The organism is Pseudomonas sp. BIGb0381 (genome assembly GCF_024809815.1).
Classification (GTDB): Bacteria; Pseudomonadota; Gammaproteobacteria; order Pseudomonadales; family Pseudomonadaceae; genus Aquipseudomonas.
The window spans coordinates 249,498-273,090 of record NZ_JANUEN010000008.1 but is presented as its reverse complement, the minus strand read 5'-3'; the positions used below and the strand labels follow the sequence as shown (position 1 = coordinate 273,090).

General features: G+C 61.5%; 20 protein-coding genes. 8 read left to right on the top strand and 12 right to left on the bottom strand.

What is annotated here, in order from left to right; all coding sequences use genetic code 11:
• Window positions 1-103 precede the first annotated feature (103 nt).
• Window positions 104-2,551 (top strand): TonB-dependent siderophore receptor, encoded by a 2,448-nt coding sequence (locus M2397_RS21665; protein WP_167656946.1) that lies wholly within the window; start codon window positions 104-106, stop codon window positions 2,549-2,551.
• Between the two features lie 63 nt (window positions 2,552-2,614).
• Here the strand turns inward: M2397_RS21665 and ilvD are convergent, their stop codons facing one another.
• From ilvD to M2397_RS21650, 3 genes are all read right to left on the bottom strand, one after another.
• Window positions 2,615-4,456, bottom strand: coding sequence for a dihydroxy-acid dehydratase (ilvD, locus tag M2397_RS21660; RefSeq protein WP_131697527.1), 1,842 nt, complete (start codon window positions 4,454-4,456; stop codon window positions 2,615-2,617).
• Window positions 4,457-4,672: 216 nt separating this feature from the next.
• Entirely contained in the window at window positions 4,673-5,833 is a 1,161-nt protein-coding gene (locus M2397_RS21655) for an MFS transporter (protein WP_259244376.1), read from the bottom strand.
• A 249-nt stretch (window positions 5,834-6,082) separates the two neighbouring features.
• Complete coding sequence (locus M2397_RS21650; protein WP_053127951.1) at window positions 6,083-7,279, bottom strand: class I SAM-dependent rRNA methyltransferase; 1,197 nt, start codon at window positions 7,277-7,279, stop codon at window positions 6,083-6,085.
• A gap of 227 nt (window positions 7,280-7,506) precedes the next feature.
• Between M2397_RS21650 and M2397_RS21645 the strand changes: the two genes are divergently transcribed.
• Together M2397_RS21645 and mutM are read left to right on the top strand one after the other, a co-directional pair.
• The gene (locus M2397_RS21645; protein ID WP_172681436.1) at window positions 7,507-8,319 is read left to right on the top strand and encodes an HDOD domain-containing protein; all 813 of its coding nucleotides are present in this window, start codon (window positions 7,507-7,509) and stop codon (window positions 8,317-8,319) included.
• Window positions 8,320-8,340: 21 nt separating this feature from the next.
• The gene (gene mutM / locus M2397_RS21640) at window positions 8,341-9,153 is read left to right on the top strand and encodes a bifunctional DNA-formamidopyrimidine glycosylase/DNA-(apurinic or apyrimidinic site) lyase (RefSeq protein ID WP_259244375.1); all 813 of its coding nucleotides are present in this window, start codon (window positions 8,341-8,343) and stop codon (window positions 9,151-9,153) included.
• A 71-nt stretch (window positions 9,154-9,224) separates the two neighbouring features.
• Here mutM and M2397_RS21635 read toward each other — a convergent pair whose 3' ends face one another.
• The 5 genes from M2397_RS21635 to M2397_RS21615 form a co-directional block, all read right to left on the bottom strand.
• Window positions 9,225-9,476: a YfhL family 4Fe-4S dicluster ferredoxin gene (locus tag M2397_RS21635; RefSeq protein WP_008364838.1), complete on the bottom strand. Its 252-nt coding sequence runs from the start codon at window positions 9,474-9,476 to the stop codon at window positions 9,225-9,227.
• A gap of 218 nt (window positions 9,477-9,694) precedes the next feature.
• On the bottom strand, window positions 9,695-10,174 hold the full coding sequence (coaD, locus tag M2397_RS21630) for a pantetheine-phosphate adenylyltransferase (protein ID WP_003176711.1): 480 nt from the start codon (window positions 10,172-10,174) through the stop codon (window positions 9,695-9,697).
• Window positions 10,175-10,288: 114 nt separating this feature from the next.
• Entirely contained in the window at window positions 10,289-11,884 is a 1,596-nt protein-coding gene (locus tag M2397_RS21625; RefSeq protein ID WP_259244374.1) for a GMC family oxidoreductase, read from the bottom strand.
• 37 nt (window positions 11,885-11,921) lie between these two features.
• Complete coding sequence (locus tag M2397_RS21620) at window positions 11,922-12,467, bottom strand: twin-arginine translocation pathway signal protein (RefSeq protein ID WP_259244373.1); 546 nt, start codon at window positions 12,465-12,467, stop codon at window positions 11,922-11,924.
• 28 nt (window positions 12,468-12,495) lie between these two features.
• Entirely contained in the window at window positions 12,496-13,923 is a 1,428-nt protein-coding gene (locus M2397_RS21615; RefSeq protein ID WP_259244372.1) for a coniferyl aldehyde dehydrogenase, read from the bottom strand.
• A 146-nt stretch (window positions 13,924-14,069) separates the two neighbouring features.
• Here M2397_RS21615 and M2397_RS21610 point away from each other — a divergent pair, with 146 nt between their 5' ends.
• Window positions 14,070-14,741, top strand: a complete 672-nt coding sequence (locus M2397_RS21610; RefSeq protein WP_145336911.1) for a TetR/AcrR family transcriptional regulator — start codon at window positions 14,070-14,072, stop codon at window positions 14,739-14,741.
• 33 nt (window positions 14,742-14,774) lie between these two features.
• Entirely contained in the window at window positions 14,775-15,629 is an 855-nt protein-coding gene (locus M2397_RS21605) for a sulfurtransferase (RefSeq protein ID WP_184745103.1), read from the top strand.
• Window positions 15,630-15,659: 30 nt separating this feature from the next.
• Here the strand turns inward: M2397_RS21605 and M2397_RS21600 are convergent, their stop codons facing one another.
• From M2397_RS21600 to M2397_RS21585, 4 genes are read right to left on the bottom strand one after another with little or no spacing between them, the layout of a single operon-like run.
• Window positions 15,660-16,655 (bottom strand): hydrolase, encoded by a 996-nt coding sequence (locus M2397_RS21600; RefSeq protein WP_184745101.1) that lies wholly within the window; start codon window positions 16,653-16,655, stop codon window positions 15,660-15,662.
• 55 nt (window positions 16,656-16,710) lie between these two features.
• Entirely contained in the window at window positions 16,711-17,328 is a 618-nt protein-coding gene (rsmD, locus tag M2397_RS21595) for a 16S rRNA (guanine(966)-N(2))-methyltransferase RsmD (RefSeq protein ID WP_131697517.1), read from the bottom strand.
• The gene (locus M2397_RS21590; RefSeq protein ID WP_259244371.1) at window positions 17,328-18,818 is read right to left on the bottom strand and encodes a pitrilysin family protein; all 1,491 of its coding nucleotides are present in this window, start codon (window positions 18,816-18,818) and stop codon (window positions 17,328-17,330) included. Before M2397_RS21590 ends, rsmD begins: the two co-directional genes overlap by 1 nt.
• Window positions 18,811-20,166 carry a pitrilysin family protein gene (locus M2397_RS21585; RefSeq protein ID WP_131697515.1) on the bottom strand — a complete coding sequence of 452 codons (1,356 nt, stop codon included), beginning with the start codon at window positions 20,164-20,166 and terminating at the stop codon, window positions 18,811-18,813. Before M2397_RS21585 ends, M2397_RS21590 begins: the two co-directional genes overlap by 8 nt.
• 232 nt (window positions 20,167-20,398) lie before the next feature.
• On the opposite strand from M2397_RS21585, the gene ftsY reads away from it, so the two are divergent.
• From ftsY to ftsX, 3 genes are read left to right on the top strand one after another with little or no spacing between them, the layout of a single operon-like run.
• Window positions 20,399-21,841: a signal recognition particle-docking protein FtsY gene (gene ftsY / locus M2397_RS21580; RefSeq protein ID WP_259244370.1), complete on the top strand. Its 1,443-nt coding sequence runs from the start codon at window positions 20,399-20,401 to the stop codon at window positions 21,839-21,841.
• Complete coding sequence (ftsE, locus tag M2397_RS21575) at window positions 21,838-22,509, top strand: cell division ATP-binding protein FtsE (RefSeq protein ID WP_003234627.1); 672 nt, start codon at window positions 21,838-21,840, stop codon at window positions 22,507-22,509. Before ftsY ends, ftsE begins: the two co-directional genes overlap by 4 nt.
• Complete coding sequence (ftsX, locus tag M2397_RS21570) at window positions 22,506-23,528, top strand: permease-like cell division protein FtsX (RefSeq protein ID WP_259244369.1); 1,023 nt, start codon at window positions 22,506-22,508, stop codon at window positions 23,526-23,528. The genes ftsE and ftsX overlap by 4 nt, the downstream gene beginning before the upstream one ends.
• Window positions 23,529-23,593: the final 65 nt, after the last annotated feature.

The window sequence follows — 23,593 nt, the reverse complement described above, 5'->3', positions numbered from 1 at the left end:
TTTCTCCCCAAGCACTCGTCCTTGATCACTGAGGCGTAAATAGTAAGCACTCTCAAGTAGTGCGGCGCCGATCACAGACTTTTTGCACCGGGGAGCACCATCCATGGCACACCGATTCGCCGCACGGTCCTTGTTGGCACTGGCCATTTCCATGGCCTTTGGCACTGCGCCGCTGTATTTGCAGGCCGCCGAAACCACCCAGGCCCAGAGCTACCGCTTCGATATTGCGGGGCAAAGCCTGGACGGTGCGCTGGCGGCGTTTTCGGCGGTGACGCGAGTTCAGGTGCTGGTGTCGGGTGAGTTGACTCAGGGCGTGCTATCGCCGGGTGTCAAAGGCAACCTCGGCCAGCGCGAAGCCTTGGGGCAACTGCTCGGCGGCACCGGGCTGAGTGCGGCGTTTATCAACGCGGACACCGTGACCCTGGAAAAGCACATGGACACAGGCTCCGCCATCGAAGTCGGCGCCACCACCATCAGCGCCGAACACCTGGGCGCCACCACCGAAGGCAGCGGCTCCTACACCACCGGCGCGGTGACCCTGGGCAAGGGCGAGCAAAAGCTCAAGGACATCCCGCAATCGGTCAGCGTCATGACCCGCAAGCAGATGGACGACCAGAACACCACCAAGCTCTCCGAAGTGGTTAAGCGCACGCCCGGCCTGACCGCGACCAAATCCCCCGGCCCCGGCATGTTCATCTTCTCCCGTGGCTTCGAGATCGGCACCCTGCAATACGACGGCGTAGGCATTCCGCGTAATACCTACGCGCTGGGCAGCTATCTCACCGAAAACATGGCGATCTACGACCGCGTCGAAACCCTGCGCGGCCCGGCCGCTTTGCTGCAAGGCGCGAACAGCCCCGGCGGCACCATGAACCTGGTGCGCAAACGCGGCCAGCAGGCGCCAACGGTGACCATCACCGCCAAGGCCGGCTCCTGGGATCACTACGGCACCCAGGTCGATGCCGGCGGCCCGCTGAACGCTGAAGGCACGTTGCGCGGCCGGTTTGTGGCGGATTACGACACCACCGACTCCTTTGTCGATTATGTCGGCGGCTGGAATCAGACGGTCTACGCGGCGATGGACTACGACTTCACGCCTGATACCACCGTGGGCGTGGGCATCAGCAACCAGAAAGGCCATTCGCGCCCCAACTTCATGTCGCTGCCCCGTTACGCCAACGGCAACGATATTGGGCTGTCACGCTCGACCTTCGTCGGTGCCAGCTGGAACCGCGCCGTCAACAACCAAACCCAGGTGTTTGCCGACATCGAGCATCGCTTCAACGACGACTGGAAAGTGAAAGCCGCCCTCGTGGCGATGGACGAACATAACGACGCGACATACCAAGCGACATGGGACGCCATCCCCAACCCCGGCGACTCCGGTAACGTGCGCTATGTGGACTGGGTTACTGACTTCAATACCAAAAGTCGCGGTGCGGATGTGTATGTCAACGGCGAGTTTGAAGGCCTGGGTTTCCAACAGGAGATGGTGTTGGGCGCCAACTATTCCAAACTCACCACCACCGACCAGTGGTCGCGGGCGGCAACGGCTGGCGCGGATATTTTCAACATCGACCACAACCGTCCGCAGCGCGATAAGTACCAGCTGTTTCAGGCAGGAAATGCGTCGAGGAGCTGGTACGACATTCGTCAGAAGGGCATCTACGGCACCTGGCGCGTGAAAGTGCTCGATCCGCTGACCTTGATCGTTGGTGCGCGTACCAGTTGGTATGACTATTCCTACATCGACCAAAGTGGTTCCAGGGGGGCGTACGGCAGCCCGTCTGGAAGCGCCACTCAGACTAGTGGCAAGGTCACGCCGTATGCGGGCCTGGTATATGCCCTCAATGACCAATGGTCTGCCTATGCCAGTTACGCCGATGCGTTCGAACCACAAACCAACCGGACAACTTCCGGCTCCTTGCTCAAGCCTATCGAGGGCAAGAACTACGAGTTGGGTCTCAAGGGTGAGTTGGCGGATGGTCGTCTCAATACCTCGTTTGCGATCTTCCGTTATGACCAGGAAAATCGCGGCGTCCAAGACCTTCAAGGGCCAATGAACTGCGATGGCTGGTACTGCTCGGTCGCCTCGGGCAAGGTCCGCAGTCAAGGCCTGGAAGCCACCTTGGGCGGCGAAGTGCTGCCGGGTTTGCAACTGGTCTCCAGCTACACCTACAACACCACCAAATTTCTCAAGGACGACACCTACGAAGGCAAGATATTCAGCACTTGGACACCCAAGCACTTGCTCAAGGTCTGGGGCGATTACCAGTTGCCGGGTGACTGGAACAAAGTCAGCGTCGGCGCCGGGGTGACCGCGCAAAGCAGTACCGTGGCCTACGACCGCACCTTCAGCGTGCCGGGCAATGCACTGTGGGATTCGCGGGTGGCCTACAAGATCAACCAGGAGTTCACCGTCGCGGCGAACCTGTACAACCTGTTCGACAAGAAGTACTACATCCCTGCCTACAACGCGAACTGGGGCAGCAACTACTACGGCGATCCGCGTAATGTGATGTTCACCATGACCTACACACCGCAGTTCTGATTACATCCGGATATAAAAATGCCCCGCATTTGGCGGGGCATTTTCATGTGTGGCGGTTAGCCCTTACAGCCCATCCAGCATGGCCTTGTTACGTACCGCACCCTTGTCGGCACTGGTCGCCAGCAAGGCATAGGCCTTCAACGCGGTCGTGACTTTGCGCGGACGCTTCTCCACCGGCTTCCAACCTTTCTTGTCCTGCTCGACCCGGCGCGCTGCCAGTTCTTCATCGCTGATCAACAGGTTGATCGAGCGGTTCGGAATGTCGATCAGGACTTTGTCGCCGTCCTGCACCAGGCCAATCGCACCGCCGGCGGCGGCTTCAGGTGAAGCGTGGCCGATGGACAGGCCCGAGGTGCCGCCGGAGAAACGGCCGTCGGTGAGCAGGGCGCAGGCTTTGCCCAGGCCTTTGGATTTCAGGTACGACGTCGGGTAGAGCATCTCTTGCATACCCGGGCCGCCTTTAGGGCCTTCGTAGCGGATGATCACGATGTCGCCTTCTTTCACTTCGTCGGCGAGGATGCCGCGTACCGAGCTGTCCTGGCTTTCGTAGATCTTGGCGCGGCCTTCGAAGACGTGGATGGATTCATCCACGCCGGCGGTTTTCACCACGCAGCCGTCGAGGGCAATGTTGCCGTACAGCACGGCCAGGCCGCCTTCTTTGGAGTAGGCGTGTTCGACACTGCGGATGCAGCCGTTTTCACGGTCGGCGTCGAGGGTGTCCCAACGGGTCGACTGGCTGAACGCAGTTTGCGTCGGGATGCCAGCCGGGCCTGCCTTGAAGAAGGTGTGCACGGCTTCGTCGTCAGTCTGGGTGATGTCCCACTTGGCGATGCCTTCGGCCAGGGATTTGCTGTGCACGGTCGGCAGGTCGGTGTGCAGCAGGCCGCCACGGGCCAGGGAGCCGAGGATCGAGAAGATCCCGCCGGCGCGGTGCACGTCTTCCATGTGGTACTTCTGGATGTTCGGCGCGACCTTGCACAGTTGCGGCACATGGCGGGACAGACGGTCGATGTCGCGCAGGTCGAAATTGATCTCGGCTTCCTGGGCCGCGGCCAGCAAGTGCAGGATGGTGTTGGTGGACCCGCCCATGGCGATGTCCAGGGTCATGGCGTTTTCGAACGCCTTGAAGTTGGCGATATTGCGCGGCAACACCGACTCATCGTTCTCGCCGTAGTAGCGCTTGCACAACTCGACGATGGTGCGGCCGGCCTGCAGGAACAGCTGCTCGCGGTCGCTGTGGGTGGCCAGGGTCGAACCGTTGCCCGGCAACGCCAGGCCGAGGGCTTCCACCAGGCAGTTCATCGAGTTGGCGGTGAACATACCGGAGCACGAACCGCAGGTCGGGCAGGCGCTGCGCTCGTATTCCGCAACCTTCTCGTCAGAAGCGCTGGAATCGGCGGCGATGACCATGGCGTCGACCAGGTCCAGGCCATGGGAGGCGAGCTTGGTCTTGCCGGCTTCCATCGGGCCGCCGGAGACGAAGATCACCGGGACGTTCAGGCGCAGGGCGGCCATCAGCATGCCGGGGGTGATCTTGTCGCAGTTGGAGATGCAGACGATGGCGTCGGCGCAGTGGGCGTTGACCATGTACTCCACGGAGTCAGCGATGATCTCGCGGCTCGGCAGGGAATACAGCATGCCGTCATGGCCCATGGCGATGCCGTCGTCCACGGCGATGGTGTTGAATTCTTTTGCCACGCCGCCGGCGCGTTCGATCTCGCGGGCGACCAGTTGGCCCAGGTCCTTGAGGTGGACGTGGCCCGGTACGAACTGGGTGAACGAGTTGGCAATGGCGATGATCGGCTTCTTGAAGTCGTCATCTTTCATCCCCGTGGCACGCCACAGTGCGCGGGCGCCGGCCATGTTGCGGCCGTGGGTGGATGTTTTCGAGCGGTAATCAGGCATTGGAGCACTCCGGGCGGCTAATCGGTATCAAAGGGGAGTGAGCTTCTATTTGACGTCTGGAACACCCGAAAAATGGCACTGGTGTCCGGAAGTTGCCGCAAACGTGACGGGATCGCCGTGCGCATTGGCCTTGAGCTCATAAACCCGCCGGGGGATGACTGGCGATGAATAGGGCCGATTCTACACCGTCTTCCTGTAGGAGCGAGGGGGAAAGCGTTAACGTCCGACCCGTAAATTCGTCAACCAGCCCCAGAGGCTGAACACGACGAAGCTCACCGCAATGGTCAGCAGCAGATGCGTTCCGGTTTGTGCCAAGGCCGCACTGCTGACGGCGGCCGTGAGGAACATGATGCTGTTCCCGGCCGATGCGGCAGTGCCCGCGCTGCTCGAGAACAACAGCATCGCCGCCGAAATCGCCGCCGGACGAACCAGCGTCACGGCCAGGGCGCTGATCAGCATCGGGATCAGCAGAGTCAAGGTGGTGATGGCTTCAAAAATAATGATCAGCGTCAACAGCACACCCGCGACGAGCAATAGTCCGAGGCCGATGTTGATTTGCAGGGACAGCGCCATGCGTTTTTGCAGGTACGAGGCAGCAACGCCGCCGAGCAGATAGGCCACGCCGTACACCGTCAGCACCCACGCATATTGGTATTCGGACAGCTTCAGCGCATCCATGAAAATCAGCGGCGTCACGCTGATCAAGGCGAAGTAGCAGGCAAACACCAAGGCGGCGATCCACCAGTAGCGCAGGAAGTCGCGATTGGCGGCGACCGCTCTGAGCGTGCCCAGGATCGAGACGGGCGCGTGGTGCGGGCTGGCAGCCTTGGAAGGCAGGATGCAAAACGCATGGATCAACATGCCCAATGCCATGAGCGCAAACCCATAGAAGCTTCCTTGCCAGTCGAAGGTGGTTTGCAGCCAGGAGCCGATCAGCGGCGACAGCGCGACAAACGAGCCGCTCAGGGTCATGTAATAGAGGCGCACCCGGGCTCGGTCCTTTTCGTCGAACAGGTCTTCCACCAGTGCATGGCCCAATACGAAGAAGCCGCAGCCCATGGCCTGGACCGTGCGAAACAGCAGGAAGGTCAGGTAATCCGGGGCCATTGCGCAGCCTATCGCCCCAAGGATCGACAGCGTGATGCAGCCGAGCAGCACTTCCTTGCGCCCCCATTTATCCGAAAGCGGGCCGGCGACCAGTTGGGAGATGGAAAAGACCAGGGTGAACAGGCTGATGGACAGTGCGATGTCTGCGCTGGGCGTTTCGAAGCGGGTTGCCAGCGCGGGGAAGGAGGGCAGCAGGATATTGATCGGGAAGAAGCTGATCAGTGAAATGCAGGTGATGAGAATAAAGCCGGAGAGGGAGGGCCCAGACATTGTTTTTGTTTTCCGGAGTAAAACCAGAAACCGATACTAGTCTGCGAAAAGTGGAATTCAATCAAAAGCGTTGAGAGAAACTTCCTGAATGGACGTGGCTTGCTTGGGTAGGAAAAGTTTTCACGGCAACCACAAAACAAATGTGGGAGGGAGCTTGCCCCCGATTGCGTAGTGTCAGCCCCCTATTAGCTGGCTGACACACGGCTATCGGGGGCAAGCCCCCTCCCACATTTTTATCTGTGCTTGGCTTTAGCTGTTTGGCAACAAACGGCACGTAATGCTCTTGATATACCGGGTCTCGACAATCGCCGGGTGCACCGGATGATCCGGACCCTGGCCGCCACGCTCAAGCATCTGGATATTGCGGTCCAGATGGCGGGCGCTGGTCAGCAGGATGTTTTGCAGGTCATCTTCCGGCAGGTGCATGGAGCACGAGGCGCTGACCAGGATGCCGTCCTTGCTGAGCAGGCGCATGGCTTGCTCGTTCAGGCGGCGGTAGGCGCCTTCGCCGTTCTTCATGTCTTTTTTGCGTTTGATGAAGGCCGGTGGGTCGGCGACGATCACGTCGAAGCGTTCTTCGCTGGCTTTCAGTTCTTTGAGGGCTTCGAAGACGTCGCCTTCGATGCAGGTCATCTTCTCGGCAACGCCGTTCAGCGCGGCGTTGCGCTCCACGCCATCGAGGGCGAAGGCCGAGGCGTCGACGCAGAACACTTCACTGGCGCCGAAGGCCGCGGCTTGTACGCCCCAGCCGCCGATGTAGCTGTACAGGTCGAGCACGCGTTTGCCTTTGGCGTATGGGGCCAGGCGCGCGCGGTTCATGCGGTGGTCGTAGAACCAGCCGGTTTTCTGGCCCTGGATCACCGGGGCCTCGAATTTCACGCCGTTTTCTTCCAGCGCCACCCACTCCGGCACCAGGCCGAACACGGTTTCGACGTAGCGGTTGAGGCCTTCGGCGTCGCGCGCGGCGGAGTCGTTCTTGAACAGGATGCCGCTTGGCTTGAGCACTTGGGTCAGTGCGGCGATCACGTCTTCCTTATGGGCTTCCATGGTCGCCGAAGCGATCTGCACCACCAGGATGTCGCCGAAACGGTCGACTACCAGGCCCGGCAGCAGGTCGGAATCGCCGTAGACCAGGCGGTAGAACGGCTTGTCGAACAGGCGATCACGCAGGGAAAGGGCGACGTTGATGCGGTGCACCAGCAGCGACTTGTCCAGCGGCAACTTGATGTCGCGCGACAGCAGGCGTGCGCAGATCAGGTTGTTCGGGCTCATGGCCACGATGCCGAGGGTCTTGCCGCCGGCCGCTTCCAGGATAGCCTGGTCGCCCGCCTGGAAGCCGTGGAGAGGGGTGGCGGCCACGTCGATTTCGTTGCTGTAGACCCACAGGTGGCCGTTGCGCAAACGACGATCGGCGTTGGCTTTGAGACGCAGGCTTGGCAGGGACATGACGTCGCTCCGGAAAAAAGAGCGGGAGTATACCGTGTTGCGCCCCTGTTGGCCGCGCCGCCGGACATGTGGGAGCTGGCACCCACATTTGGTCCGGTTCCAATCCGGTTTTTGAGGTGTCGGTGAGCTTCCCATCGGGGTTAGAATCCCCGTCTATCCCAGAGTATGTACTTATGTCCCAAGAGCTTTCCGCCGAACAGATCCAGCAGGCCCTCCAAGGCATCAGCGTGCCGCCCCAGCCGCAAATCATGGTGGATTTGCAGATGGAGCAGTACATGCCCGACCCGGACCTGGAAGTGATCGCGCGGTTGATCTCCCAGGACCCGGGCCTGTCCGGCGCGTTGCTGAAGATCGTCAATTCGTCCTATTACGGCCTGAGCAACAAGATCGCCTCGATCCAGCGCGCGGTGAACCTGCTGGGCAGCCGGTCGATCATCAACCTGATCAACGCCTTGTCGATCAGGGGCGAGATGAGCGACGACACCATCGTCACCCTCAACCGCTTCTGGGACACCGCCCAGGACGTGGCCATGACCTGTCTGACCCTGGCTAAGCGCACCGGCGCCCAGGCGGTGGACGAGGCTTATGCCCTGGGGCTGTTCCACGATTGCGGCGTGCCGCTGATGCTCAAGCGCTTCCCCAATTACATGACGGTGCTGGAGCAGGCCTACGCCAACGCCGGCCCCGACTGCCGCGTGGTCGACACCGAAAACAACGCGTTCAACACCAACCATGCGGTGGTCGGCTACTACACCGCCAAATCGTGGCGCCTGCCGGAGCATGTGACCGATGCCATCGCCAACCACCACAACGCCTTGGCGGTCTTCAGTGATGAGTCGTCGCGCAATCCGCAGCTGAAAAACCTGCTGGCGATCCTGAAGATGGCCGAGCACATCTGCTCGTCCTGCCGCGTGCTGGGCAACCAGTCGGTGGATCATGAGTGGAATGCCATCGGCCACCTGGTGCTGGACTACGTGGGCCTGTCGGACTACGACTTCGAAAGCCTGAAGTTGTCGATCCGCGAACTGGGCGCGCACTGATCCCCCCTTCACGAGGTACACATGCCCGAGTTACCAGAAGTCGAAACCACCCGGCGCGGCATTGCGCCGCACCTGGAAGGCCAGCGGGTCAGCCGCGTGGTGGTGCGTGAGCGGCGCCTGCGCTGGCCGATCCCGGAAGACCTCGATGTGCGCCTTTCCGGCCAGCGCATTGTGCTGGTGGAGCGGCGGGCGAAGTACCTGTTGATCAACGCCGAAGTGGGCACCTTGATCAGCCACCTGGGCATGTCGGGCAACTTGCGCCTGGTGGAAGTCGGCATGCCGGCGGCCAAGCATGAACATGTGGACATCGAACTGGAGTCCGGCCTGGCCCTGCGCTACACCGACCCTCGGCGTTTCGGCGCGATGCTCTGGAGCCAGGACCCGCACAATCATGAACTGCTGATCCGCCTGGGGCCGGAACCGCTGACGGACCTGTTTGATGGCGAGCGCTTGTTTCAGTTGTCTCGCGGCAAGTCCATGGCGGTGAAGCCGTTCATCATGGACAACGCGGTGGTGGTGGGCGTGGGCAATATCTATGCGACTGAGGCGTTGTTTGCGGCGGGGATTGATCCGCGTCGCGCCGCCGGCGGCATTTCACGCGGGCGTTATTTGAAGCTGGCGATCGAGATCAAGCGCATTCTGGCGGCGGCGATCGAGCGTGGCGGCACCACGTTGCGGGACTTTATCGGTGGTGACGGGCAGCCGGGGTATTTCCAGCAGGAATTGTTCGTCTACGGCCGGGGTGGCGAGGCGTGCAAGGTCTGTGGGAGCGAATTGCGCAATGTGGTGCTGGGGCAGCGGGCGAGCGTGTTTTGCCCCAGGTGCCAGAGCTGATTGCTGGGTGATGGCTGATATGGCCATCGGGGGCTCGCCCCCGATGAGGCCCTGATAGGCGCTGAAGAACCTCAGGCTTTACCGGTAATCTTCCGGTACTTCTCCATCAACTGCTCTTCCGACTCCGGATGAGCTTCATCCAACGGAATGCAATCTACCGGGCACACCTGCTGGCACTGCGGCTCGTCGTAATGACCGACGCACTGGGTGCACAGGTTAGGGTCGATCACGTAGATCTCTTCGCCTTGGGAGATGGCGGCGTTCGGGCACTCGGGTTCGCAGACGTCGCAATTGATGCAATCGTCGGTGATGATCAGGGACATGGAAACTCCTGCCAGGGCTGTCAGCCAAGGCATCTGAAAACTAATGCGCGCAATTGTGCCGCATTGGCGCCCGCAGTGCGAGCTGTGGTGAGCGGGCTTGCCCCGCGTTGGGCAGCGAAGCGGCCCCAAAACCAGACGACCGGTTATTCACCTGAGGCGACGCGAGTCTTTATTAGGGCTGCTACGCAGCCCAACGCGGGGCAAGCCCGCTCACCACATTACTTCTTGAAGCGCAGCGTCAGCGCATCGGCCACGGCCGGGTGTACGAACTTGGTGATATCCCCGCCTAAGGCGGCAATTTCACGCACCAACGTCGAGGAAATGAACGAATAACGTTCCGACGGCGTGAGGAACAGGCTTTCCACGTCCGGCGCCAGTTGGCGGTTCATGTTGGCCAGCTGGAATTCGTATTCGAAGTCCGACACCGCGCGCAGGCCTCGCAGGAACACATTGGCGTTCTGCTCTTTGGCGAAATGCGCGAGCAACGTGGAAAAGCCCACCACTTCCACGTTGGGCAAGTGCTTGGTGACCTCGCGCGCCAGCTCCACGCGCTGTTCCAGGGGAAACAGCGGGTTTTTCTTGGGGCTGGCCGCGACTGCGATGATCACATGGTCGAACAAACGAGAGGCGCGTTCGACCAGATCGCCATGGCCTTTGGTAATCGGGTCGAAGGTACCTGGGTACAACACTCGGTTCATCGCGTCGTCCTGGCGGAGTCCGTTGGGGAACCGGATGGTATCGCAGCCATCCCGGTCGGCCAAGTCAACTTATGCATAAGAAAGCCGTATAGACACCGTGAATAGCGTGTTTTTTCACGCTGTTTTCAGACGTTCGGCCAAGGCTGTCGCCAGTTGAGCGGTTAATCCGTATACCGATAATTGCGGGTTAGCCCCAATACTGGTGGGGAATAACGAACCGTCGTGGATCGACAGGTTGCGCAACTGGTGATGGCGACCAAGGCTGTCAGCCACCGCGTTTTTTGGATCTTCACCCATGGCACAGCCACCCATCACATGGGCGCTGCCCAGGGTTGTCCGGTGCAATTCCAGATTCAAACCCTCAATTACGCTGCGTGCCTCGGCCAAGGTGTTCACGAACCGTGCGTCATGGTGCAGTGGCTTGACTGACTTGGCGCCCGCCGCGAACTGGATTTCGGCCATGCTGTGAAAGGCCCGGCGCAGACCATCCCAGGCGTAGGGTGAAACCTGATAGTCGAGCACCGGCGTACCGTCACCGCGTAAATCCACGCTGCCGCCCTGGCTGTCGGGGTGAAAGCCGTCACGCAACAGCGCGAGCATGGCGTGGGTGTGCGGCAATTGGCTCATGTCCAAGGCGTTCTGTGTGCCATAGCCGCCGAACAAGGTGCTGGCCAAGCCAGGATGCAGGGGCGGTGCTTCCAGCTTGTAGGACATTTTGCCGGTGGTGCCGTCCTGCCATTGGAAGTGATCGGAATAGATCGACTGCGGCGCGCCGTAGAACGGGTTGATCACTTCATCGAACAGCCCGGCAGAGAAGTTCACCAAGTGCAAAAAGGTCCGCTTGCCCAGACGCGAATGCGGATCGGGGGCATCCGAGCGCATCAGCAGCGCCGGGCTATTGATGCCGCCGCCCGACAGCACGTAATGCTTGGCCTTCACGGTGATCTTGCGCCCGGTAGGCGCCACGCAACGCGCGTCCATCGCCACGCATTCCAGGCTCCTGATGGTGTCGCCGCTGTATTTGAGCTGCTCGGCGCGGGCCAGGTACAGCAGTTCGCCGCCCTTTTCCAGGGTGGATGGGATGGTGGTCACCAGCATCGACTGCTTGGCGTTGACCGGGCAGCCCATGCCGCAATAACCCAGGTTGAAGCAGCCACGTACGTTGCGCGGGATCACATGCCAGCTGTAGCCGAGCTTTTCGCAGCCTTTGCGGATCACGTCATTGTTGGCATTCGGGGGGATGGCCCACGGCGCGATGCCCAGGCGCTGCTCCATCTTTTCGAACCACGGTGCCATTTCCGCGCTGCTGTGGCCTTTTACCGCGTACTCGCTGGCCCAATGGCTAAGAGTGGCGTCCGGGGTGCGGAAGCTGGAGGTCCAGTTGATCAGCGTGGTACCGCCCACCGCGCGGCCCTGCAGGATGGTGATCGCGCCGTCCTTGCTCATGCGGCCGATGCCTTCCTGATACAGGCTGGCGTAGGCCTCGTCTTCCAGCAGCTTGAAGTCGCTGCTGGTCTTGAGCGGGCCTTCTTCGATCAGCAGCACTTTATAACCCGCGGCGCTGAGGATTTCGGCGGTGGTGCCGCCACCGGCGCCGCTGCCGATAATGGCCACGTCGGCTTCGAGGGTCAGGTCGCTGTCGAGGGCGGCGCCATTGTGGGTTTTCCAGCCGCGGGCCAGGCCGTCGCGGAACAGATCGGGTACGGGCATCAGGGTCGTCTCTTGTTTTTATTGTGAGGGATGCAAATCAGATCTTCGGCGGGCCGGGGTAACCGCAATGCGCCCAGGCGGCGGGCCGGAAGTACCAGGCCATGATCACCAGCTTGAGCAGCGAGCCCTGGCCCATGCGCAGCAGGTTCAGGTAGCTGTTTTCCCAGCGGTGCAGGAAGTTGCGGATCTGCTCCGCGCTGGCGTTTTCCCAGCTGCCCCAGATGCCGGTCAACGGGCCGCGCGTAATGCCCATGCCGAGCACATCGAACAGTTGCTGGGTGAGCTTGAACATCTCCGGCGACAGGTGCTGCAGGCTGTAGTCGAGTTTTTTCAGCGTGTCTTCAATCCCGGCGACCACATCCTCTGCGTTGGCAACGCCTTCGAGCAGCACCGGGATCACCGCGCGCAGGAACGGCAAGTCACTGCTGCGCAACATGGCAAAGCCGCTGGCCGGGGTGCTGCTGGAGCAGCCGCTGAGGCTGGCGCCCAGCCCGGCCGTGGCCAGGAAGGCGCTGGCGCACAGGCCGATCTTCAAGACGCCGCGCCGCGACAGCGCGGGTGAATCCGTGAGGCTAGGGTTCATTGTTATTGTTATCCCGTGGGTGGCGGTGTCAGCGGACAAACAACTTTTGGATCAGTTTCTGGATCGATTTGCCGTAGGGCGGGTAGATCAATTTCGCCGCGTTCAGGCGCTGTTTCACCAGCACGCCCTTGGCTTTGCTGAACGTCAGGAACCCTTCATGGCCGTGGTAGTGGCCCATGCCTGACGGTCCGATGCCGCCAAAGGGCATGTCGTCCTGGGCCACGTGCAGGAGGGTGTCGTTCAGGCAGACGCCGCCGGAATGGGTCTCGTGGAGTACCCGATCCTGTTCGCGTTTGTTGTAGCCGAAGTAATACAGGGCCAGCGGGCGAGGGCGTTGGTTGATGTAGGCAAAGGCTTGGTCGATGCCGCGATAAGGCACGATCGGCAGCACCGGGCCGAAGATTTCGTCCTGCATCACCGTCATGTCGTCGCTGACATTCAGCAGCAGGCTATGGGCCATGCGCCGTGCCTGGCCTTGGTCGTACAGCGGGATCAGGGTGGCGCCCTTCTCTGTAGCGTCCTTGACGTAGGCATTGAGCCGGGCCAGTTGCCGCTCATTGATGATGGCGGTGTAGTCCGGGTTGTCGGCCAACGTCGGATAAAACCCGCGAACCGCCTTGCTGTAGGCCTCGACGAAACCCTCCACGCGGTCCTCCGGCACTAGCACGTAGTCCGGGGCCACGCAGGTTTGCCCGGCGTTCAAGGCTTTACCGAAGGCGATGCGTTCGGCGGCGTCCTTGAGCGGGACGTCGGCGGAGACGATGGCCGGCGACTTGCCGCCCAGTTCCAGGGTGACTGGCGTGAGGTGCTCGGCAGCGGCGCGCATCACGTGTTTGCCGATACTGGTAGCCCCGGTAAACAGCAGGTGATCGAAGCGCAGCTTGGAAAACGCCATGCCCACTTCGGCCTCGCCGAGCACCACGCACACCAGGTCCTCGGGGAAAATCCTGGCCAGCAAGGTCTTGAGCAGTTCGCCGGTAGCGGGCGTGGATTCGCTGAGCTTGAGCATTACCCGGTTTCCCGCTGCCAACGCACCCACCAGTGGACCGATGGCCAGGTACAGCGGGTAGTTCCATGGCACGATCACGCCGACCACGCCCAGCGGTTGGTAAATGACTTTGGCTGACGCGGGTTGGAAGGCCAGGCCTACAGCGCGGCGGGAAGGTTTCATCCAGCCCTTGAGGTGTTTGCTGGCGTAGTGAATGCCATGCAGGCTGGGCATCAATTCGGCGAACAGGGTTTCATCGGCGCTGCGGTGGCTGAAATCCTGGCTGATCGCATTGATCAGCGCCTGGCGCTCGTCACTGAGCACATCCCGCAAGGCCTTGAGCCACTGCTGGCGCTGTGCGGCTGGTGGCATCGGGTGGGCGGCGTAGGCGCGGCGTTGGGCGTCGAACAGGTCCTGGAGTTGATCCAGCGCCTGGGAATCTTGCAGGTAGGCAACGTTGGCAGACATGGCGCAGCACCGATTGTTATTGGTCTGCCTGGATTTTTAGAGTCATTACTCTAAATTGTCAAATAACATTGCAGCAACATGCAGATTTATCCTGGCAAGGATAGGCCGTAAGATGCCCTATCACGTGTACAGAAGCTGATTCCCCTATGGCACCACGAGTAAAGACCAGCGAACGCATTGTGCAAACCAGCCTGGAGCTTTTTAACCAGCAGGGTGAGCGCAGTATCAGCACCAACCATATCGCCGCCCATATGGAAATTTCGCCGGGCAACCTGTACTACCACTTCCCCAACAAGCAGGCGATCATCGCCGTGCTGTTCCGCGAATATGAAGCGTTGGTGGACACTTTCCTGCGTCCGCCCCAGGGGCGAGCCATGTTGGTGGAAGACAAGCGCTTCTACCTCCAGGCCTTGCTGGCCGGCATGTGGCGCTACCGTTTTCTGCACCGCGACCTTGAACACCTGCTGGAAAGCGACCCGGAACTGGCCACCGGCTATCGGCGTTTTTCCCAGCGTTGCCTGATCCAGGGCGGCGCCATCTACCAGGGGTTTGTCGATGCGGGCATCCTGAATATGGACCCGGTGCAAACCGAAGCCCTGACCCTCAATGCCTGGATCATCCTCACTTCCTGGGTGCGTTTCTTGTGCACCACCAATGAAAACTCCGCCCACCTGAGTGCCGAAGCCATCAAACGCGGGGTGTACCAGGTGCTGGTGCTGGAGGCGGGTTTCGTTACGCCCCAGGCGAAAGAGGCGGTGGATGCATTGTTCAAAGAGTTTTACGTGCCGTTGAACCAGGCACTGGAAGACGTGAAGTAGGACCTTTCCCGAATCTGTTCACAGGAGTCCATCATGCCGCTTGCCCAACTGATCAGCCCCCAGCAATTGGCCGAGCGCCAGACGTCGGCGGGGTGGGTGATCCTGGATTGCCGTTTTGCCTTGGAAGATCCGGATTACGGGCGTTGCAGCTACGCCGAAGGGCATATCGAAGGTGCGCAGTACGCTGACTTGGAGCGCCACCTTAGTGGGCCGGTAATCAAAGGTGTGACCGGTCGTCACCCATTGCCGGCAGCGAATACCTTCGCTGAGCAACTGCGGGCGTGGGGTGTGAGTGCCGATACCGACGTGGTGCTTTACGACGACGGTCCTGGTGCCTATGCCGCCCGCGCCTGGTGGTTGCTGGCCTGGCTGGGCAAGCGCGACGGCGTATTTATCCTGGATGGGGGGCTCAAGGCCTGGCATGCGGCGGGTTTCCCGTTGAGCCTGGATGCGCCGGTCGTCGAGCGCGGGACGTTTGCCGGTACACCGGACAATCGCCTGCTGCTGGATGCCGAACACCTGCAAAAACGCCTGGGCCAACCCGGCCTGACCCTGATCGATGCCCGCGCCCAACCGCGCTTTCGCGGCGAGGTGGAGCCTATCGACCCGATTGCCGGGCACATTCCCGGTGCGCAATGTGCGGCGTTCAACGAAAACCTGGGCAGTGACGGGCGTTTCCTCCCGGCCGAGCAACTCAAGCAACGCTTCGCCGCGCAGTTGCAGGGCCGCTCGCCGGAAGAACTGGTGGCGTATTGCGGCTCGGGCGTGACGGCCTGCCACAACCTGTTCGCCCTCAGCCTGGCGGGTTACCCGTTGGGCAAGTTGTATGCGGGGTCGTGGAGCGAGTGGATTACTGATCCTGCGCGGGCAATTGCTACGGGTGACTGAGTTCCCGGTGGGGTAAACCCTCCCACATGTTCAACCGTGGTGTGCCAGTAGCCATTGGGGGATGCGCCGCTCTAGGTAGTAGCTGGGGCGTTTCAGTGAGCCATCGACGAAGCCCACATGCCCACCTTTGGCCGTCAGTTCAAACTCGGTGCAGGCCGACAGCTCGCTGGTCTCGGGCAAGCTGTGGGCGAATACGAACGGGTCATCGGCAGCGTGGATAATCAGCGTCGGCGTGCGTATAGCACCCAGGTAGTAGCGGCTCGACGCGCGGCGGTAGTAGTCCTCGGCACTCAAGAACCCGTGCAGCGGCGCGGTGACCCGGCCATCGAAGTCCCAGAAGGTGCGCATCTTCTCCAGCGAGCCAAGCGCTTCCAGGGCCTTCAGCCCGTCCGCGCGGCCATCCTGTAAAAAACGGCTTTGTTTGACGCGGATATACGCGAGCATTTCACGCATGAAGTGCTTTTGGTAAACCCGCGAGAAACCTATCCCGATGCGGTCCGCACACTGGTCCAGGCGAAACGGCACCGACACCGCCGCCGCGCCTTGCAGCCCGGATGCCTCGCCGGTTTCCCCCAGGTGCTTAAGCAGCACATTGCCCCCCAGCGAATAACCCACCGCATACAGCGGCGCCAGCGGCCGCTTGGCGCGTAGATGCGCAATGGCGGCGGCCAGGTCTTCGCTGGCGCCCGAGTGATAGCTGCGCGCCAACAGGTTGGGCTCGCCCGAACAGCCGCGCCAGTTCAAGGCCGCACTGGCCCAGCCTTGGGCGGCGAGGACTTTTTGCAGGCCGGCCACATAGGGGGAATTGGATGAGCCGGTCAGCCCATGCAGCACCAGCACCAACGGCGCCTGCGCGTCATGGGGGCCATGCCAGTCGAGGTCGAGAAAGTCGCCGTCTTCCAGCCACAGGCGTTCGCGTTGGCGTTCGATATGGGTGGTAGGGCGCCACAGCGGCCCCCACAGTGTTTGCAGGTGAGGGTTGCCGAGGCCGAAGGCGGGGGTGAAGAGGTCGAAGGACGGTGTCATGAAACTCTCAGTCTGTGGCAAGCCCGCTCACCACAATTGAAGCCAGTCTGAAAAATCAGGCGACGCTTTCGACCAATCGATGCCACAACGCGTAATACACACGACCGGATTTCTGCTCCCGGTGCAGGCGCCAGGCGCCCGGCAAGCCCAGGGTAGATGGCGCGGTCTCGCTTTCAGTGTATATCCACGCATCCGGCGCCAGCCACTGGCGTTCTTCCAGCAAGGCGCACACGGTCGGCAGCAGGTTCTGGTTGAACGGCGGATCGAGGAACACCACGTCGTAGGCGCTGGCAGCCTGGGTTTCCAGGTAGCGCAGGGCGTCGGCGGTCTGCACCTGGCCGTTGGTGCAGCGCAGGGTGCCCAGGTGTTCCTTGAGGCTGGACACCGCGACATTGCTGGCATCCAGCGCCTGGGCCTGGGCCGCGCCACGGGACAGCGCCTCCAGGAACAGCGCGCCACTGCCCGCGAACGGGTCCAGCACCTTGGCGCCGGCAATGTAAGGCGCGAGCCAGTTGAACAGGGTTTCACGCACGCGATCCGGCGTTGGGCGCAGGCCCACGACGTCGGGGAAGCTCAGCTTGCGGCTGCCCCATTCACCGCCAATGATGCGCAGTTGGCCCACACCGTTATGCACGTTGTGGACAGGTTTTTTCGGGCGAGATGAACTGGCCATTAATGCTCCGGAACCCCGAGCGGCTGCTCGGCAGGTTTATCAGTGGGGGGCGGTAGTGGCTTTTGCGCAGTCGTTGGGCCGGCGGTCACGATGACCATCTTGTCGGCGCTCAAGTGTTTGTTCAAGGCAGCCTTGACCTGCTCTACGGTCAGTGCCTGGGATTGTTTCATGAAATCTTCCAGATAGCTCAGCGGCAGGTTGTAGAAACCCATGGCGCCCAGCTGCCCGACGATATCGGCGTTGCTCGCAGTGGACAGCGGGAAGCTGCCGGCCAGCTCGCGCTTGGCGTCATCCAGTTCCTTTTGCGTCGGGCCGGTCTTGAGGTAGTCGGCCAGCACGTCTTCGACCAGGCGCAAGGTGCCGCCGCTCATTTCGGCGCGGGTTTGCAGGTTGATCATGAACGGGCCACGCACTTGCATCGGCGAGAAGCCGGAATATACACCGTAGGTCAGGCCACGTTTCTCGCGCACTTCGCTCATCAAACGGGTGCCGAAGCCACCGCCGCCGAGGATCTGGTTGCCCAGGGACAGCGCTGCGTAGTCCGGGTCGGAGCGGTCGATGCCCAATTGGGCGAAGAGCAGGTGAGTCTGTTTGGACGGGAACTCGATATGGCTCAGGCCGGCCTTGGGCTCGGTCGGCTGGGCGATTTTCGCCATGGCCGGGCCCTTGGGCAGCGAGGCCGACACTTTGGCGGTCATCGCTTCGGCTTCGGCGCGGGTCAAATCACCGACCACGGCAATCACCGCATTACCCGCCGCATAAGCCTTGGCGTGGAACGCCTGCAACTGTGCGAGGGTAATCTTCGGAACGCTTTCTGGCGTGCCTTCACTCGGGTGAGCGTAGGGGTGATCGCCGTACAGGCGCTTGAACAACTCCAGGCTCGCCAGTTTGCCGGGGTTCTGCTTCTGGTATTCAAAGCCGGCGAGGATCTGGTTCTTGATCCGCGCCAGGGAATCGGCGGGGAAGGTCGGTTTGCCGATGACGTCGTCAAACAGCGCCAGGGCGGCGTCGCGTTTAGCGCTGTCGCTGAGGCTGCGCAGGGACACCAGCGCCATATCGCGATAAGCGCCATTGCCAAAGTCGGCGCCCAGGCCTTCAAAACCACTGGCAATCTGGCTCACATCCTTGCCCGGCACGCCCTCATTGAGCATGGCGTTGGTCATCAGTGCCAGGCCCGGCACGTTGCCGTCCTGGCTGCTGCCGGCGGCGAACAGGATGCGCATGTCGAACATCGGCAGCTCATGGGCTTCGACAAACAGCACCTTGGCGCCTTCGGCGGTGGTCCAGGTTTGCACGTCGAGCTTGCGGTTGGTCGGCGCCTTGCCGTCAAGCTCCGCCAGGGATTGCAGTTTGTTGGCCGATTGCGCCTTGTCCAGCGCCTGGCTGGCGACGGACTCACTTGGGCGCAGGAAATACACGGCACTCGCTGCGACCAGGGTGACGACGATCAGGCCCGGCAGGATCAGGCGGCTGCTTTTGCGATCACTCATGAGCGGTCTCCTCAGGCAAAACATGGGCGACGCTCAGACGTTCGCGGGTGAAATAGGTGCGTGCGGCCTTCTGGATATCTTCCGGGGTCACGCTTTGCAGGTCGGCCAGTTCGGTGTCCATGAGTTTCCAGGACAGGCCCACGGTTTCCAGCGAGCCGATGGCCGTGGCCTGGCTGGTGATCGAGTCACGCTGGTACACCAGGCCGGCGATGACCTGGGCACGGATGCGCTCCAGTTCTTCGGCGGTCGGTGGCTTGGCCTTCAACTCTTCCAGCAGGCGCCACAGGCCGGCTTCAGCTTGGGCAACGGTTTTTTTCTTTTGCTGGTTCGGAGTGGCCGAGAGGGTGAACAGGCTGTCGCCGCGGGTATAGGCGTCGTAGTTGGTGGATGCGGCGGAAACCAGCTCTTCACCACGCTCCAACTGTTCGGAGATCCGTGCGCTGTAGCCGCCGTCCAGCAGGGCCGAGATCAGGCGCAGGGCCTGGACCGAGCGTTTGTCTTCGGCGGTGGCCAGGCCAGGTACGTTGAAGCCCAGGATCACGCTCGGCAATTGGGTCTGCACATGCATGGTCAGCAGGCGCTCGCCGGGCTCGGCCAGCTCCATCGGAATCTTGGCGGGCGGTACGTCACGCTTGGGGATCGGGCCGAAGTAGCGCTGGGCGAGGTTTTTCACCTCGTCCGGGGTCACATCGCCGACTACTACCAGGGTGGCGTTGTTCGGCACGTACCAGGACTGGTACCAGTGGCGCAGTTCCTCAACCTTCATACGGTCGAGGTCGGCCATCCAGCCGATGGTCGGTGTGTGGTAGCCGCTGGCCGGGAAAGCCATCGCCTTGAAGCGCTCGAAGGCCTTGGACATCGGGTTGTCGTCGGTGCGCAGGCGGCGTTCTTCCTTGATTACCTCGATTTCGCGGCTGAACTCGTCGGCCGGCAGGCGCAGGCTGGCCATGCGATCGGCTTCCAGCTCAAAGGCAACGCCCAGGCGGTCACGGGCCAGCACCTGGTAGTAGGCGGTGTAGTCATCGCTGGTGAAGGCGTTTTCTTCGGCGCCCAGGTCCCGCAGGATCAGCGAGGCTTCGCCGGGGCCGACCTTGGCGCTGCCCTTGAACATCATGTGCTCCAGGGCGTGGGACAAACCGGTCTGGCCCGGGGTTTCGTAGCTCGAACCGACCTTGTACCAGACCTGGGAAACCACCACCGGCGCGCGATGGTCTTCGCGCACGACCACCTTGAGGCCGTTATCCAGGGTGAATTCATGGGTGGGTTGTGGGTCGGCAGCCAAGGCTGAAAGTGGCAGACAAACTGTGCTGAGCAGCAGGCCTGCGGCGTGGCGGGCTAGAGCATTCATTCGTTTTTAAACCTGTTGGGCTGCCCGCTTGGTCTTAGCGTCGGCGGGCGAGGAGGTGCTAGGATACTGATCCGACCTAGGGACGGCCACTATGGCTGTCTTGTTAAGGCCCTATTTAGGCCTTACAAAATGTTGCGCATGAACGAGCTGGCTAAAAAACAGTCTGTTACGCATCGAATTTTATTTACCGATGTGCCCCTTGGCGCGTCGCTACCTTGAGATAGCCGTCTCCATGTTTGGTTCCAACGACGACAAGAAGACCCCAGCTGCGGCTGGCGAGAAGAAAGGCCTGTTCGGATGGCTGCGCAAAAAGCCGCAGGAAACCGTCGCTGAACAGCCACAGGTTCAAGCTGAGCCGATCCCCGAGCCTATAGTAGAAGCCGAACCGGTAGTCGAAGCGCCGGCGCCGGTCGTTTTGCCGATGGCTGAGCCGGTGTTGCAGCCGGTGGCCGAAGTGGCGCCGGAACCTGAGCCCGAGCATAAGCCGTGGCCGGAACTGCCGGTGGCCGAAGAGCCCGTGGCGCTGGTTGACGACGTGCAGGCCGAGCATGTGACGCCGCCGATTCCGGTGGTTATCGAGCCGGTTCCTGTCGTGATCGAAGAGCCTACGCCTGTAGCTGTGATCGAGCCGGCACCCGTTGCGGTTGTCGCGCCAGTGGTTGAGCCGGCTCCCGTCGTGGTTGCCGCTCCCGCCGTTATCGAATCGCCCGTCGAGCCCGCGTCCGTCGCTCCTGTCGAAACCAGCAAGACCGGCTTCTTCGCCCGCCTCAAGCAAGGCCTGAGCAAGACCAGCGCCAGCATCGGCGAAGGCATGGCCAGCCTGTTCCTCGGCAAAAAGGTGATCGACGACGAACTGCTGGAAGACATCGAAACCCGTCTGCTGACCGCCGACGTGGGCGTCGAAGCCACCGCCGTGATCATCCAGAGCTTGACCCAGAAGGTCGCGCGCAAGCAGCTGACCGATGCCGACGCCCTCTACAAATCCTTGCAGGCCGAGCTGGCGGCGATGCTCAAGCCCGTGGAAGCGCCACTGGTGATCACCCCGAACAAGCCGTTCGTGATCCTGGTCGTGGGCGTCAATGGCGCCGGCAAGACCACCACCATCGGCAAACTGGCCAAGAAGCTGCAGTCGGAAGGCAAAAAAGTCATGCTCGCCGCCGGCGACACCTTCCGCGCCGCTGCCGTCGAGCAATTGCAGGTCTGGGGTGAGCGCAACAAGATCCCAGTCATCGCCCAGCACACCGGTGCCGATTCCGCCTCGGTGATCTTCGACGCCGTGCAAGCCGCCAAGGCTCGTAACATCGACGTGCTGATTGCGGATACCGCCGGTCGCCTGCACACCAAAGACAACCTGATGGAAGAGCTGAAGAAAGTCCGCCGCGTGATCGGCAAGCTCGACGCAGACGCCCCGCACGAAGTGCTGCTGGTGCTGGACGCCGGTACTGGCCAGAACGCCATCAGCCAGGCCAAACAATTCAACCAGACGGTCCAACTGACCGGCCTGGCGTTGACTAAGCTCGACGGCACGGCCAAAGGCGGCGTGATCTTCGCCCTGGCCAAGCAGTTCGGGTTGCCGATTCGTTATATCGGCGTCGGTGAAGGCATCGACGACCTGCGCACCTTTGAAGCCGAACCCTTTGTACAGGCACTGTTTGCCGAGCGGGAGCGTTCATGATTCGATTCGAACAGGTCGGTAAACGCTATGCCAACGGGCATGTCGGCTTGCATGAGCTGAGCTTTAGAGTGCGTCGCGGCGAGTTCTTGTTTGTCACCGGTCACTCGGGGGCCGGCAAAAGTACGCTGTTGCGCCTGTTGCTGGCCATGGAGCGCCCAACCACCGGCAAATTGCTGCTGGCGGGCCAGGACCTGGCCACCATCAGTAATGCGCAGATCCCGTTCCTGCGCCGCCAGATCGGCGTGGTGTTCCAGAACCACCAGTTGCTGTTTGATCGTACGGTGTTCAACAACGTTGCCTTGCCGTTGCAGATTCTTGGATTGTCCAAGGCCGAAATCGTCAAGCGCGTGGATTCGGCCCTGGAGCGCGTGGCGCTGTCGGACAAGACCGACCTCTACCCCGGCGACCTGTCCACCGGCCAGCAACAGCGCGTCGGCATTGCCCGCGCGATCGTTCACCGCCCGGCCTTGCTGCTGGCGGACGAACCCACCGGTAACCTCGACCCGCGCCTGGCGGCCGAGATCATGGGTGTGTTCGAAGACATCAACCGTCTGGGTACCAGCGTACTGATCGCCAGCCACGACCTGGCGCTGATCGCACGTATGCGCCACCGCATGCTGACCCTGCAACGCGGTCGCCTGATCGGTGACGGGGAGGCTGGCGTATGAGTGCGACACGTAGCCCCAAGGTTTCCGAGCGCGTGGCGCCGAAACCGGCCGATCCGCAACCGAAAAAGAAAAAACACGACGACGATGACGGCCCGGACTTCAGCACCCTGCTGCGCGCCTGGATCGAAAGTCATCGCGCCAGCCTGCTGGACAGCCTGCGTCGCCTGGGCAAGCAGCCGATCGGCAGCTTTTTTACCTGCCTGGTGATGGCCGTGGCCCTGAGCCTGCCGATGGGCTTGTCGTTGCTGCTTAATAATGTCGAGCGCCTGGGTGGCTCCTGGCAGCGTGCGGCGCAGATTTCGCTGTACCTGAACCTGGATGCCAGTACCAAGGAAGGCGAAGCGCTACGGGACGATATCAAGAACATGCCGGGCGTCGCGGACGCCGAGTACGTCAGTCGCGACCAGGCCCTTGAGGAGTTCCAGCAACAGTCCGGCCTGGGCGAGGCGCTTAAGGAGCTGCCGCAGAACCCGTTGCCGGGTGTGGTCCTGGTGACGCCGAATGAAGTCGACAAGGCGGGCCTTGAAGCCCTGCGGCAAAAACTCGCAGAGATGCCCAAGGTGCAACAGGCGCAACTTGATCTAGTCTGGGTAGAGCGCCTGGCGGCGATCCGCAAGCTGGGCGACCGCTTTGTGTTCGGCCTGACGGTGCTGTTGGTGTCTGCATTACTTTTGGTGATAGGTAATACCATTCGTCTTCATATTGAAAACCGTCGCACCGAGATAGAAGTGATTAAACTGGTCGGCGGCACGGACAGCTATGTGCGTCGGCCTTTTCTGTACATGGGCGCGCTTTATGGCCTGGGTGCGGGGATTTTGTCCTGGGGCGTGCTGGCGTTCGGTCTGAACTGGCTGAACGACGCAGTCGTTGGGCTTGCCGGCTTGTATGGCAGTGATTTTGCCTTGGCCGGGGTACCGGTGGCCGATGGTCTGTCGCTCTTGCTTGGCGCGGTATTGTTGGGTTATATCGGTGCCTGGATTGCGGTCGCACGGCATTTACGTGAGCTGGCACCGAAGTAGTTAATGTCAGATTAATGTGGTTTCGTTTGTATTGACCGTATCAGTGGTTTAGGGAACTTGTCCTA